The sequence below is a fragment of the Brucella pituitosa genome, from assembly GCF_003049685.1.
Classification (GTDB): domain Bacteria; phylum Pseudomonadota; class Alphaproteobacteria; order Rhizobiales; family Rhizobiaceae; genus Brucella; species Brucella pituitosa.
In genome coordinates, this window is the sequence record NZ_PYSY02000001.1 from 2,035,001 (window position 1) to 2,048,055 (window position 13,055).

Below are 13,055 nucleotides of genomic sequence, written 5' to 3' on the forward strand. Positions count from 1 at the left end.
TTGCGGCCCCATTGTAAAGCTCCCGTCACTATTGAGCTTCAACAACTTCAAATGAGTGAGCGTCTGACAAAGGCCATGGACGCTGCTTTTTGGCAATCCGGTCTGACGCACGAGATCCGAAAGTTTGAGCCCATCACGGCTCTCCGCAATACAATCGAGAATCTGCGTCGCCCTCACCACAGCTGGAACCAGCTTCAAGGAACTTTCTTCATCACCTACAGTTTTATCCATATGCCCTCTTTACCCAACCGACAGATGAATTGACTTTGGCGCTGTCGGCTGGTTTATTCAGTATATCGTATAGAGTTCAATATATTGAACTTCCCTCTGACGCAACACCGAGATGGAACATCAGATATGATTGCCTTGAAAGATAAATCGCTGCTGAAATCGCAATGCCTTGTGGACGGCCGCTGGATTGATGCCGCCGATGGCAAAACCATTGACGTGACCAACCCGGCAGACGGCTCTGTCATTGGAACCGTTCCTTCTCTCTCCGTCGATACTATTAAAGAGGCAATCAACGCTTCGAACAAGGCACTTCCGGCATGGGCTGCAAAGACCGCCAAAGAACGTGCAGGAATCCTGCGCAAATGGTTCGACCTGATTGTCGCCAATGCAGATGACATTGCACTGATCATGACATCGGAGCAGGGCAAGCCACTCACTGAAGCACGCGGCGAAGTTATTTATGCAGCCTCGTTCATTGAATGGTTCGCCGAGGAAGCTAAACGCATCTATGGCGACACGATCCCTGCCCCGCAAAATGGCCAACGCCTTACTGTTATCCGCCAACCGGTCGGCGTGACCGCTGCGATCACCCCCTGGAATTTCCCCGCGGCAATGATTACCCGCAAGGCAGCGCCTGCTCTGGCCGCTGGCTGCACGATGATCGTTCGTCCTGCCGATCTCACCCCGCTGACGGCCCTCGCCCTCGGTGTGCTAGCTGAGAAGGCGGGCATTCCTGCAGGCGTTCTGCAGATCGTGACAGGCAAAGCCCGTGAAATCGGCGCCGAACTCACCAGCAATGAAATCGTGCGCAAGCTTTCCTTCACCGGCTCGACCGAAGTTGGTCGTCTTTTGATGGCGCAGTGTGCACCGACCATCAAGCGTATTTCACTGGAGCTTGGTGGCAACGCACCTTTCATCGTGTTTGATGATGCCGACATTGATGCTGCTGTCGATGGCGCGATGATTTCGAAATATCGTAACGCTGGCCAAACCTGCGTTTGCGCCAACCGCATCTATGTTCAGCGCGGCGTCTACGACAAGTTTGCTGAAAAGCTGGCAGCGAAAGTGAAAGAACTGAAAGTCGGCAACGGCACCGAACCGGGCGTCGTCATCGGCCCGATGATCGAAGAAAAAGCCATCACCAAGGTCAAGGCGCATATTGAAGATGCGGTTTCCAAAGGTGCAAAGCTCATCGCGGGTGGCAAGGAACTGGGTGGCCTGTTCTTTGAACCGGGCATTTTGACCGGCGTTACCTCAGATATGCTTGTTGCCAAGGAAGAAACCTTCGGCCCGCTCGCACCACTCTTTGCCTTCGACACCGAAGAAGAAGTGATCGCTGCCGCCAACGACACGATCTTCGGTCTGGCTGCTTACTTCTATACAGAGAACTTCAGCCGTGCGATCCGCGTTAGCGAAGGTCTTGAATATGGCATGGTCGGGCACAACACCGGACTGATTTCCAATGAAGTTGCGCCATTCGGTGGTGTGAAGCAGTCAGGCCTCGGTCGTGAAGGCTCGAAATACGGCATCGAAGAATATCTCGAAACCAAATATATCTGCAGCGCCTACAAGCGCTGAAATTAACCCGGACGACTTTAAAAAGGTGGCACGCATTGTTCGTGCCACCTTTTTTATTTATAGACGATGCAAACAATCCCTTGGGTGTTTGCCCGCAAAAAATCCGGAAAACTTCATGCTGCGCCGACTCTATGACTGGACGATCTCGCTTGCTGCCCGAAAGTCTGCCGAATATTGGCTCGCTTTCATCGCTTTCGTAGAAAGTTCGGTGTTTCTGGTGCCTGCCGATGTACTCTTTCTACCGATGGCGCTCGCACGCCCGGAACGGGCCTATCGTTATGCTTTGGTTGCAACCATCTTTTCCGTTCTCGGTGGCATAGCAGGCTGGTATCTCGGTTATCATGCCTATGAGCAGGTCGCAAAGCCAGTACTGGAAATGTATGGCAAGCTCGACACGTTTGAGCAAATGCGCGGCACAACCAGCGCAGACATGATTCTTCTGATGCTCATCACATCAGGCCTCGCACATCTGCCACCAATCAAGGTTGTCACCATTCTGTCCGGTGCTGCGGGCATCAATATCTGGCTGTTCATCGCATCGGCCATCATTGCGCGCGGCGCACGCTTCTTCTTCCTAGCATGGCTATTGAAGCGCTACGGCGAACCAATCCGTGGTTTTATCGAAAAGCGCCTTGGCCTGATTGCAAGTCTCGTGGCAGTCGTCTTGATCGCGCTGTTCTTTGCAGTGAAATATCTTCACGCCTGAGCAGTTCGCCCAAACTCGGTCAAAATAAGTTGCTTGGAGACAAGCCAGTTATTTGCCTTAAGAATAAGAAAGCCTTTTCAGGGAATCCCATATGGCGTTTGCACTCACTAATCCGGTCGGCAAAGTACAGGCATGGACCGCAGGCATCATGACAATTGGCCTTGCCGCAACCGTCGGCACGGCGCTGGGTTTCGAGCATCTGGCTGGCTTCATGCCCTGCAAGCTCTGCCTCGAACAACGCACGCCTTATTATATAGGCGTGCCGGTTCTGGCGGCAGCATGGGCATCTTACGGCCTGAAATGGCCCCCGATCCTGACACGCGGCCTGATCCTGATTGGTGCGTTGCTGATGACCTTCGGCTTAGCGCTTGCCATCTATCACACAGGCGTAGAACTCAAATACTGGCCGGGTCCGGCTGATTGCAGTGCGGCCACCATGAAGGTCACACTCGATGCAGGCAATCTGCTCGGCGATCTCAACGCGACCCGCCCGCCTGCATGTGACAGCGCGCCTGGCTTCTTCCTCGGCCTGTCGTTTGCCGGATGGAATGTTGTCGCAAGCCTGCTCTTTGCAGCGATTGGCTACTATGGCGCGTTTGGAAAAGGTGGGAAGTAAGAGCAAGTTCTGAGGAAGTTTTTCTTTCTTCGCAAAGGCTCATGTGTCTGAATCAAAAAGCGGCAGGCCGTGGCGAAAATGGTGATTTTCGAGTATCGAAGCGGAGTGTACTTTTAGGTACATGAGCATCGGAACGCAGACAAATTGCCATTTGCAGACCGGCATGGCGACTTTTGGAACAGACACTAAGGTTCCAGTTCGACATCCCAGTACAGAAAGTCGAGCCAGCTGTCGTGAAGATGGTTGGGTGGGAAAAGGCGCCCATTATTGTGCAGATCCTGCACCGTGGGCGTGACCGGCTTCTGGCGCGGCCACATATGCGCGCTCGCCGGCATCAAGCCGCCCTTGCGCAAATTGCAGGGAGAACAGGCGGCGACCACATTTTCCCACGTCGTCTCGCCGCCATGGCAACGCGGGGTGACGTGATCAAAGGTCAGATCATGCGGTGAGCCACAATACTGACATTCAAAACGATCACGCAGGAACAGGTTGAAGCGCGTAAACGCCGGATAGCGCGGCGGCTTCACATAATCCTTCAGACAGATCACGCTCGGCAAACGCATGGAAAACGATGGTGAGGATACGACCTGATCGTATTCCGCCACGATATGCACGCGTTCAAGAAAGACTGCCTTAATCGCATCCTGCCAGGACCAGAGCGATAAAGGGTAATAGCTGAGCGGCCGATAATCCGCATTGAGAACCAGAGCAGGCAAACCACTGCTCGAAACGGTTCGGGGAGAGACGGCTACATTCAAGGGCGCACCTCCTTCAGAGCAACTCCGAAAGGAAAAGTGCGAATGGCTTTCCATGCGGAATTGCGCTCTTCATCGAAGCGCCGCGCGTCCATTCTGGGCGCAACCTACGACGCTCCAACCTTGCAAAAGGCAGCAGTGCGATAGGCAGGGTACCAAGTTTCTGCGAATCGAAATGCCGTCATTCACCTGATGCAAATAATGTAATCCCGACGTGACAGCATTGTGAAGCAGAAACGCATTTATGTCCCCGGAAACACGCAAGTTTTACAGAAGGGGCGCAGCCTCCCGCCCCTTAATCGCAGCATAATATGCCCAGAACAAACGTGCTGCCACACCGCGCCACGGCGCCCAGTCTTCCGAAAGCAGACGAAGAGCGGCTGCATCGGGTCTCGTTTCATGCGCAAAAGCGTGACCAACAGCCGTTTGCAGCGCCACATCGCCCGCCGGAAACACATCAGGATGACCAGCGGCAAACAGCAGATAGACTTCAGCAGTCCATGGACCGATGCCCTTGATAGTGGTCAGTGCCTTGATCGCCTCTTCGGCAGGCAGATCGCACAGTCCATGCAGATCGATTGCCTCTTCTGCCAAGGCTTCACTCAAAGCAAACAGCGTTCTCTGTTTTGGGCGCGAAAGCCCGGCAAAACGCCATGCCTCTTCCCCGCCTGCAATATAAGCCTCCGGTGTCATTGGATCGATCACCTGCTTGAACCGTGCCCATATTGCGCTCGCACTGGCCGTTGAAACCTGTTGTGCAACGATAATCGAGGCAAGACTTTCAAAGCCCGGCTGAGACCTGCGAAGCGGTACAGCATGAGAACGGCTGCGGATATCGAGCAACCGTGGGTCAGCTACTCCCAGCGCTTCGAGCCCGGCTTCAATATCGTCCAATGTATCGATCCGCCGCATCGTCAGGCCTTTCATTTCAGTTAGAGCGTCCTTTGTGCGTCCATTCGGACGCACAAAGGACGCTCTAAACTATCGAAACTACGCATCGTGCTTTCCGAAAATCGATTCCGATTTTCGGGCCGATGCTGTAACTGCAAAGTACCAATGCAATCAAATGACAATCAACTGACATGATCATGACCCAGCCCGTATATCGCTTCGCTCCAAGCCCCAATGGTCAATTGCATCTTGGCCACGCCTATTCCGCACTTCTCAATGCACAAATGGCACAGACAAGCGAAGGGCGCTTTCTGCTGCGCATGGAAGACATCGACACCGCTCGCTGCACACCTCAACTCGAACAAGGCATCTACGATGATCTCCACTGGCTTGGGCTTGAATGGGAACAGCCGGTGCGCCGCCAGTCAGAGCATTTTGACGAATATCGCAACGCACTGACCAAGCTTGCCGACAAGGGGCTCGTCTATCCCGCCTTTCTGAGCCGCACCGAGGTACGCGAGATCATCGGCGAAGCCCATGCCAAAGGGCAGGAATGGCCTGCCGACCCTGACGGCACACCGCTTTATCCGCAGGGCGAACGAAACTTGAGCGAAAAAGAGCAGATGGAGCGCATCGTCTCCGGTGCCCCCTATGCATGGCGGCTCAATATGGAGAAAGCGCTCGAGGTGGCTGGCGAAGCGCTCTTCTGGAACGAAAGCGGCACCGGACTTATCGAGGCAGATCCTGCGCAATGGGGCGACGTGGTGATTGCCCGCAAAGACACCCCCACGAGCTATCATCTATCCGTTGTGGTGGATGATGCGCTGCAAGGCATCACGCATATTGTCCGCGGACGCGATCTGTTTCATGCAACATCCGTGCATCGGCTTCTGCAAAAGCTTCTGGGCCTGCCGGAACCGCTTTATCATCATCACGATCTGGTGCTGGGCGATGATGGTTTGAAACTATCCAAAAGCCGTAAGGATACGGCACTCAGCAGCTTGCGCGAACAGGGCTTTACGCCTGACGATATCCGCGCAAGACTGTCGCTGTAAAAACTATTTTCGCCGCAGCGTCACAGATGATGTGCCCACGCGCTGATTGACGAAAGCGCGCTAAAGCGGTTCAAAGACAGCATGATAGCTGGCACTGAAGGGTGCTGGCGGTGATTTTGTTTATTTTGAAGGAGGCAGAGCCATGGTTTCTCAGAAAGCCGGTAACTACGTTGAGATAGAAGGCTTGCGCGTTGCCCCTGAACTGGTGGAGTTTCTGGCCAAGGAAGCCGCACCCGGCACTGGCGTTGAACCACAGGCCTTCTGGAAGGGCTTCGCCGCCATCATCCGCGATCTCGCACCGAAGAATCGCGCCCTTCTCAAAAAGCGCGACGACCTGCAGGCCAAGATCGATGCCTGGTACAAGGACAATCGCGACAAAGGCTATTCGCAGGCTGACTACCAGCAATTCCTGAAGGATATCGGCTATCTCCTGCCCGAAGGCGGAGAATTCAAGGTCTCAACCGCTAATGTCGATCCGGAAATCATGCATATTGCCGGACCGCAGCTTGTCGTTCCGGTCATGAATGCCCGCTATGCGCTCAATGCTGCCAATGCACGCTGGGGTTCGCTCTATGATGCGCTTTACGGCACCGATGCTATCTCTGAAGATGATGGCGCGGAAAAAGGCAAAGGCTACAACCCGAAGCGGGGCGAAAAAGTCATCGCATGGGCGAAAAACTTCCTCGATGAAAGCGCACCGCTTGCCACCGGCAACTGGGCCAACGTCGCCGGTCTCGCCGTCAAGGACGGCAAGCTTGAAATCAAGCTGACCGACGGTTCGGCAACGGCGCTGAAGGATGCCAACCAGTTCAAGGGTTATAATGGCGATGCGGCGGCACCGACCAATGTGCTGCTGGCCAAGAACAACATGCATGTTGATATCGTAATCAATGCGGACAGCCCGATCGGCAAGACCGATCCGGCCCATATTGCCGATGTAGTTCTGGAATCTGCTGTCAGCACGATTCAGGATTGCGAAGATTCGATTGCAGCAGTCGATGCGGAGGACAAGGTTGCTGTTTATCGCAACTGGCTCGGCCTGATGAATGGCAAGCTCGAAGACACGTTCGAGAAGAACGGCAAGCAGATGACGCGCCGCCTCAATGGCGACCGCAGCTATCACGCGCCAGATGGCTCCGAACTCAGCCTCAAGGGCCGTTCGCTGATGCTCATCCGCAATGTCGGCCATCTGATGACCAACCCGGCGATCATTGATGCCGACGGCCACGAAGTGCCGGAAGGTATAATGGATGCAGCCTTCACCAGCCTGATCGCGCTGCACGATATCGGCCCCAATGGTCGCCACATGAATTCGCGCGAAGGCTCGGTCTATATCGTCAAGCCGAAGATGCACGGGCCGGAAGAAGTGGCTTTCGCCAACGAAATCTTCACCCGTACCGAAGAGTTGCTCGGCATGAAGCCCAACACACTGAAAATCGGCATCATGGATGAGGAACGCCGCACCACGGTTAACCTCAAGGAAGCGATCCGCGCTGCCAAGGAACGCGTCGTCTTCATCAATACCGGCTTCCTTGACCGCACTGGCGACGAAATCCATACCTCGATGGAAGCTGGCCCGATGATCCGCAAGGGCGACATGAAGCAGGCCGCCTGGATCGGCGCTTATGAACAGTGGAATGTCGATATCGGTCTTGAATGCGGCCTTTCCGGCCATGCGCAGATCGGTAAGGGCATGTGGGCCATGCCGGACCTGATGGCCGCGATGCTGGAACAGAAAATCGCCCATCCGAAGGCTGGTGCGAACACCGCCTGGGTGCCATCGCCAACCGCTGCAACGCTGCACGCAACCCATTATCATCAGATTGATGTTGCAAGCGTTCAGGAAAAGCTGAAGAGCCGCCCGCGTGCCAAGCTCGACGATATTCTGTCGGTGCCGGTCGCCCCTCGTCCAAACTGGACGCCGGAAGACATTCAGCACGAAATCGACAACAACGCACAGGGCATCCTCGGCTATGTCGTGCGCTGGGTTGATCAGGGCGTTGGCTGCTCGAAAGTGCCGGACATCAACAATGTCGGCCTGATGGAAGATCGCGCAACGCTGCGTATCTCGGCACAGCACATCGCAAACTGGCTCTATCATGGTGTGGTTTCGGAAGCGCAGGTCATGGAAACGCTTAAGCGCATGGCAGCCGTTGTGGACAAGCAGAATGAAGGCGATCCGCTTTATCGCCCGATGGCCGCAAACTTCGACAAGTCGATTGCTTTTCAGGCCGCTTGCGATCTGGTTTTCAAGGGCCGCGAACAGCCAAATGGCTACACCGAGCCAGTCCTGCATCGCCGCCGGTTAGAACTGAAAGCGCAAGGCTAATCAGGAATTATTCGGACAGATAGAATGCGGCGGGAGAAATCCCGCCGTTTCTGTTTTCGAAATCGCTTGACTCCATTATAATAGATATTAATTCTAAGATAATGGAAAATATAAATGAGCATCTCGACAACGCCATTGGCGAAAATCTGCGTCGCCTGCGCCTTGCGCAAGGTATGACGCTGGATGCGCTTGGTGACGCGTCAGGTGTCAGCCGCGCCATGATCTCGCGGATCGAGCGTGGCGAAACCAGCCCGACCGCACAGCTTCTGGCGCGCATTTGTGCAGCGCTCGGCACATCGCTCTCAGCCTTCTTTGCTGATGCGGAAGCCCCCGCCTCTCCATTGCTCACGCATGATCGCCAACCAGTCTGGCGTGATCCGGATACGGGCTATATCCGGCGGTCTGTTTCGCCACCGGCAACGGGGTCGAATATCGACATGATCGAGGTCGAATTTCCCGCAGGCGCAAAGGTCACTTTTGCACCACAAGCGGCCAATGCCGGCATCACACAGCATTTGTGGCTCCTGAATGGGCAGATGGAAATCACCGTTGGAGCAACCGCCTATCAGCTCCATACCGGCGACTGTCTTTATATGCCGCTCGTTGAAGGCATTACCTTTCATAATCCCGGCAACTCGACCGCCCGTTATACAATCGTACTCGAACGCCGCAGCAGTCTTTGAAAGCAATCAGCATGATCAGCCTTCTCAATTTCGAAGAAGCCAAAGCCGCCGTCCCGGCACTTGCCGAAATCCTAACAGATTGCGTCAATGGCGGCGCATCGGTTGGTTTCATGGCACCATGTGAATGGCAGGGTTTCATCCCCTACTGGAACCGTATCGCCAACGAAGTCGAAAGCGGCGACACGGCCCTTCTGGTTGCCGAACATAACGGCGAAATCGTTGGTACGGTTCAGCTTGGTCTTGCTCAAATGCCAAATCAGCCGCATCGCGCCGATCTCAAAAAGCTGCTCATCCATCGCAAGGCGCGCGGCCTTGGTCTTGCGCGCAAACTGATGGAGGCCTCTGAGAGAGAAGCACGCAATCATCACAAGACACTGATCTGCTTGGACACCGCTACCGGAAGTCCGGCAGAAGCAATTTACACGCATCTTGGCTGGGAGCGCGTCGGCGTTATCCCGAATTATGCGCTTTATCCCGACGGAAGCCCCTGCGCGACCACACTTTTCTATAAAGGCCTCTGAAATGACCCTCACCATTCGCTTTGCCAATGAAGCTGACCTCCCTGCTCTGCTTGCGATCTATAATGATGCAGTCGAGAACACGCTTGCGATCTGGAACGAAACGCTCGTCGATCTGGAAAACCGTCGTGAATGGCTCAAAGCTCGCAACCGTGACGGCTTTCCGGTTCTGGTGGCCGAACGTGAGGAACAGGTCGTCGGCTACGCGAGTTATGGTCCATTCCGCCCGTTTGAAGGTTTCCGCCACTCATCGGAACTCTCTGTTTATGTGGCAAGCGATGCACGCGGTGGCGGTATCGGCCGCGCACTTCTGGCCGAGCTTGTGGAAGAAGCACGCGAGCGTCAAGTCCATGTGCTCGTGGCAGGCATTGAAGCAGGCAATGCCGCATCCATCGCGCTGCACAAATCGCAAGGCTTTGAGGATTGCGGCACGCTGAAACAGGTCGGCCAGAAATTCGGACGCTGGCTTGATCTGACCTTCATGCAAAAGATACTCTAATCAGCACCGTGCAATAGAAACCGCAGCGGGCCATTGCCCTGCTGCGCTTTTTTTGTTTATACAAGCGTATTCGCAAGGACCCGGTGAAAGCCCGGGTGGCTCTTCTGGCCGCCTATCCGCCAGACAACGCAACAACATCCCCATTTTTACAATCGGCCATGTTGAATCGGACGGCTCTCAACGCTCGTCTTCTATTTGCGGACAATTCAATGACACGTCTTGCTGCCTACCGCCGCGAGTGGTTCTCCAATATTCGCGGCGATATTCTCTCCGGCATCGTCGTAGCGCTTGCCCTTATCCCGGAAGCCATCGGCTTTTCGGTCATCGCTGGCGTCGACCCCAAGGTCGGCCTCTTCGCCTCTTTCGCCATTGCTTGCGTTTCTGCCATCACCGGCGGACGCCCCGGCATGATCTCTGCTGCGACCGCTGCAACTGCGGTGGTGATGGTCTCGCTCGTCAAGGAACACGGTTTGCAATATCTCTTTGCAGCCACGATCCTGATGGGCATTTTGCAAATCCTTGCGGGCTTTCTCAAACTCGGACGCCTGATGCGCTTTGTCTCGCGCTCAGTCATCACCGGCTTCGTCAATGCCTTGGCGATCCTCATTTTCATGGCGCAGCTTCCGGAACTCATTCATGTTCCGGTTGAGACCTACTGGATGATCGCGGGTGGTCTTGCCATCATCTATCTCTTCCCGCGCTTAACCAAAGCCATCCCCTCGCCGCTCGTTGCCATTGCCGTACTCACCACGCTTGCATGGACAACCGGCATGGATCTGCGCACGGTTGGCGATCTCGGCGAATTGCCATCCGCATTGCCGATCTTCGCGCTTCCACAAGTTCCGCTGACGCTTGAAACGCTGCAAATCATCCTGCCCTATTCGATCACGTTGGCAGCTGTCGGCCTGCTTGAATCGCTGATGACTGCCCAGATTGTCGATGACATGACGGATACCAACAGCAACAAAAACCAGGAATGTATTGGTCAGGGCACCAGCAATATCGCATCCGCCATGATTGGCGGCATGGGTGGTTGCGCCATGATCGGACAGTCGGTGATCAATGTGTCGTCCGGCGGTCGCGGCAGGCTTTCAACCTTTGTGGCTGGCTCTTTCCTGCTGTTTCTCATTCTCGTTCTCGACGATCTTGTGCGGATCATTCCGATGGCCGCTCTGGTAGCCGTGATGATCATGGTGTCGATTGGCACTTTCTCATGGCGTTCGATACTCGATCTGCGCCGCAACCCGCCGTCGTCCTCCATTGTCATGCTGGCAACCGTCATAACGGTGGTTTCCACCCATGATCTTGCCAGGGGTGTTCTGGTTGGCGTGCTGCTTTCCGGTGTGTTTTTCGCAGGAAAGGTCGCAAAGATGTTCCGCGTGAGCGAAACAACGAGCGAGGATGGAACCGAGCGCACCTATACCGTTCAGGGCCAGATCTTCTTTGCCTCGGCACAAAACTTCATTGCAGCTTTCGATTTTTCATCACCTGCAAAAAAGGTGACGATTGATGTCAGCCATGCCCATCTGTGGGACATCACCTCGGTCGGTGCGCTCGACAAGGTGGTGCTGAAATATCGTGCCAACGGTACGGATGTTTCAGTGATCGGCTTTAATGAAGCAAGTAGCGATATGATCGACCGCTTCGCTGTCCATGATAAGGAAATCGGTGCCGCAAAACTGGCGGTACACTAGAGCATGTCTCCCAAAAGTGGGAACCGGTTTTGGGACAAAGACATGCTTAAAACATAGAAAAAGGGCCGCTTTCGCGGCCCTTTTTTAATCAGTTCGGCTGTGGAACGGCAGTCCCGGTCGAAAGCTCGGTCAGACCGATATCACCTTCAACCTGATCGCTTCGGGCCATCAGGTAGAGGCCAAGCACAGAGGTTAGAACCGCGATGAACACCAGATACCAGGCATGTGCCATCGGGTTGACCGCCAGAAGCGAAGTAACGATCACCGGCGTCAGACCGCCAAAGACCGCATAGGAAATATTGTAGGAAAACGACAGGCCCGAGAAGCGAACAGGTGCCGGGAAGGCGCGCACCATCACATAAGGGACCGCGCCAACCATGCCGACCGAAAGACCCATCACCGCATAAAGCGCGAACAGAACAGGCAGGGAAACCGCCGCATAGGTGTAGAACACGAAAGTTGCAACACCGAAGAAAATGCCTGCAACCGCAAAGAAGCGGCCGCTGCCAATGCGATCAACAATCGCGCCTGCGCTCACCGTTCCGAACATCAGAAACAGCGTGCCGAAGCTTGTGGCGGCAAGCGACTGCAAAGGCGTGTAGCCATAAAGCTTCTGCAGGAAGGTCGCAGTCATCAATGTGGTGACGACGATGCCAGCCGACAGAATCCAGGTCAGCAGCACGGAAATGATCACGCCATGCATGTGGTTGCGCAGGACAGTGCCAAGCGGCAGCTTATCCTTGAGAAGATGGCTGTTCTTCATCTCGGTGAAGATCGGCGTTTCAGCCAACCAGCGGCGCAGATAAACGGCGAACAGCCCGAAAATACCGCCGATGAAGAACGGAATGCGCCATGCGTAACCGGCAAGTTCTTCCGGCGTGAAAATCCAGTTGATGGCGGTTGCAATAAGCGAGCCGATCATGATGCCGAGCGTCAGGCCCGAGCACAGGAAACCACACGCCATGCCAACACGATTAGCGGGAACATGCTCCGCCACAAAGGTCCATGCACCCGGAACTTCACCGCCAATAGCAGCGCCCTGCAACATGCGGAAGATGATCAGCAGGATCGGCGCGCCAACACCAAGCGTTGCATAGGTTGGCAGGCAGGCCATGGCCAATGTCGAGATCGACATCAGAAACACCGAGAAAGCGAAGACACGCTTGCGGCCAAACTTGTCGCCAAAATGCGCCAGCACGATGCCGCCAATCGGGCGCACCAGATAACCGGCAGCGAAAATGCCAAAAGTCTGGATCAACACCAGCCAGTCAGGCATGTCAGGCGGAAAAAACAGATGTCCGATAACGCTCGCGAAAAATACGAAGATGATAAAATCATAAAACTCCAGCGCGCCGCCAAGGGCCGAAAGGCCGAGCGTGCGGAAATCCTGCCGATTTAGCGGTCGGGGGGCGGTGCTTGCATGGAGATTCGTCGAAGCCATCGATTCGATTCTTTTCTGGTGGTTTAAGTACTTGAGTCCGATCTTTTCGGGTGGGTTTT

The 13,055-nt window shown here is 54.9% G+C and carries 13 protein-coding genes and 1 other annotated feature (1 of these 14 cut by a window edge); of the genes, 9 read left to right on the forward strand and 4 right to left on the reverse strand.

What is annotated here, in order from left to right:
* Nucleotides 1-231, reverse strand: the start of a protein-coding gene (locus tag C9380_RS10040) for an IclR family transcriptional regulator (protein ID WP_024895661.1). It extends 558 nt beyond the left edge of the window; 231 of the gene's 789 nt are visible here — the first part of the coding sequence; its start codon is at nucleotides 229-231; the stop codon falls past the left edge of the window.
* A 126-nt stretch (nucleotides 232-357) separates the two neighbouring features.
* Between C9380_RS10040 and C9380_RS10045 the strand changes: the two genes are divergently transcribed.
* From C9380_RS10045 to C9380_RS10055, 3 genes are all read left to right on the forward strand, one after another.
* Nucleotides 358-1,809: an NAD-dependent succinate-semialdehyde dehydrogenase gene (locus C9380_RS10045; protein WP_024895662.1), complete on the forward strand. Its 1,452-nt coding sequence runs from the start codon at nucleotides 358-360 to the stop codon at nucleotides 1,807-1,809.
* A gap of 115 nt (nucleotides 1,810-1,924) precedes the next feature.
* Nucleotides 1,925-2,515 carry a YqaA family protein gene (locus C9380_RS10050; RefSeq protein ID WP_024895663.1) on the forward strand — a complete coding sequence of 197 codons (591 nt, stop codon included), beginning with the start codon at nucleotides 1,925-1,927 and terminating at the stop codon, nucleotides 2,513-2,515.
* A gap of 91 nt (nucleotides 2,516-2,606) precedes the next feature.
* Nucleotides 2,607-3,131, forward strand: coding sequence for a disulfide bond formation protein B (locus C9380_RS10055; RefSeq protein ID WP_128093471.1), 525 nt, complete (start codon nucleotides 2,607-2,609; stop codon nucleotides 3,129-3,131).
* A gap of 185 nt (nucleotides 3,132-3,316) precedes the next feature.
* Here C9380_RS10055 and C9380_RS10060 read toward each other — a convergent pair whose 3' ends face one another.
* Together C9380_RS10060 and C9380_RS10065 are read right to left on the reverse strand one after the other, a co-directional pair.
* The gene (locus tag C9380_RS10060) at nucleotides 3,317-3,889 is read right to left on the reverse strand and encodes an HNH endonuclease (RefSeq protein ID WP_024895665.1); all 573 of its coding nucleotides are present in this window, start codon (nucleotides 3,887-3,889) and stop codon (nucleotides 3,317-3,319) included.
* A 264-nt stretch (nucleotides 3,890-4,153) separates the two neighbouring features.
* Nucleotides 4,154-4,798 carry a DNA-3-methyladenine glycosylase family protein gene (locus tag C9380_RS10065; protein WP_128093651.1) on the reverse strand — a complete coding sequence of 215 codons (645 nt, stop codon included), beginning with the start codon at nucleotides 4,796-4,798 and terminating at the stop codon, nucleotides 4,154-4,156.
* A gap of 176 nt (nucleotides 4,799-4,974) precedes the next feature.
* Here C9380_RS10065 and gluQRS point away from each other — a divergent pair, with 176 nt between their 5' ends.
* The 6 genes from gluQRS to C9380_RS10095 all read left to right on the forward strand — a co-directional run bounded on the left by gluQRS (nucleotide 4,975) and on the right by C9380_RS10095 (nucleotide 11,555).
* A complete protein-coding gene (gene gluQRS / locus C9380_RS10070; RefSeq protein WP_128093472.1) occupies nucleotides 4,975-5,832 on the forward strand; it encodes a tRNA glutamyl-Q(34) synthetase GluQRS in 858 nt (285 codons plus the stop codon).
* A gap of 142 nt (nucleotides 5,833-5,974) precedes the next feature.
* Entirely contained in the window at nucleotides 5,975-8,161 is a 2,187-nt protein-coding gene (locus tag C9380_RS10075; protein ID WP_128093473.1) for a malate synthase G, read from the forward strand.
* A gap of 110 nt (nucleotides 8,162-8,271) precedes the next feature.
* Complete coding sequence (locus tag C9380_RS10080; RefSeq protein ID WP_100560084.1) at nucleotides 8,272-8,844, forward strand: helix-turn-helix domain-containing protein; 573 nt, start codon at nucleotides 8,272-8,274, stop codon at nucleotides 8,842-8,844.
* Nucleotides 8,845-8,849: 5 nt separating this feature from the next.
* On the forward strand, nucleotides 8,850-9,365 hold the full coding sequence (locus C9380_RS10085; RefSeq protein ID WP_374844481.1) for a GNAT family N-acetyltransferase: 516 nt from the start codon (nucleotides 8,850-8,852) through the stop codon (nucleotides 9,363-9,365).
* Nucleotide 9,366: 1 nt separating this feature from the next.
* Nucleotides 9,367-9,861 carry a GNAT family N-acetyltransferase gene (locus C9380_RS10090; protein ID WP_128093475.1) on the forward strand — a complete coding sequence of 165 codons (495 nt, stop codon included), beginning with the start codon at nucleotides 9,367-9,369 and terminating at the stop codon, nucleotides 9,859-9,861.
* 73 nt (nucleotides 9,862-9,934) lie between these two features.
* Nucleotides 9,935-9,990 (forward strand) — a sequence feature (sul1 is cis-regulatory element that is thought to sense ions involved in sulfur or methionine metabolism; They are found in Alphaproteobacteria).
* Between the two features lie 80 nt (nucleotides 9,991-10,070).
* A complete protein-coding gene (locus C9380_RS10095; protein ID WP_128093476.1) occupies nucleotides 10,071-11,555 on the forward strand; it encodes a SulP family inorganic anion transporter in 1,485 nt (494 codons plus the stop codon).
* Nucleotides 11,556-11,643: 88 nt separating this feature from the next.
* Here the strand turns inward: C9380_RS10095 and C9380_RS10100 are convergent, their stop codons facing one another.
* Nucleotides 11,644-12,996 carry an MFS transporter gene (locus C9380_RS10100; RefSeq protein ID WP_024895673.1) on the reverse strand — a complete coding sequence of 451 codons (1,353 nt, stop codon included), beginning with the start codon at nucleotides 12,994-12,996 and terminating at the stop codon, nucleotides 11,644-11,646.
* Nucleotides 12,997-13,055 lie beyond the last annotated feature (59 nt).

Bases quoted from the DNA above. Each gene is read 5' to 3' on its own strand.
- C9380_RS10075 (WP_128093473.1), top strand. From the start codon at position 5,975: ATGGTTTCTCAGAAAGCCGGTAACTACGTTGAGATAGAAGGCTTGCGC.
- gluQRS (WP_128093472.1), top strand. From the start codon at position 4,975: ATGACCCAGCCCGTATATCGCTTCGCTCCAAGCCCCAATGGTCAATTG.
- C9380_RS10055 (WP_128093471.1), top strand. From the start codon at position 2,607: ATGGCGTTTGCACTCACTAATCCGGTCGGCAAAGTACAGGCATGGACC.
- C9380_RS10100 (WP_024895673.1), bottom strand. From the start codon at position 12,996: ATGGCTTCGACGAATCTCCATGCAAGCACCGCCCCCCGACCGCTAAAT.
- C9380_RS10050 (WP_024895663.1), top strand. From the start codon at position 1,925: ATGCTGCGCCGACTCTATGACTGGACGATCTCGCTTGCTGCCCGAAAG.
- C9380_RS10090 (WP_128093475.1), top strand. From the start codon at position 9,367: ATGACCCTCACCATTCGCTTTGCCAATGAAGCTGACCTCCCTGCTCTG.
- C9380_RS10065 (WP_128093651.1), bottom strand. From the start codon at position 4,798: ATGCGGCGGATCGATACATTGGACGATATTGAAGCCGGGCTCGAAGCG.
- C9380_RS10045 (WP_024895662.1), top strand. From the start codon at position 358: ATGATTGCCTTGAAAGATAAATCGCTGCTGAAATCGCAATGCCTTGTG.
- C9380_RS10095 (WP_128093476.1), top strand. From the start codon at position 10,071: ATGACACGTCTTGCTGCCTACCGCCGCGAGTGGTTCTCCAATATTCGC.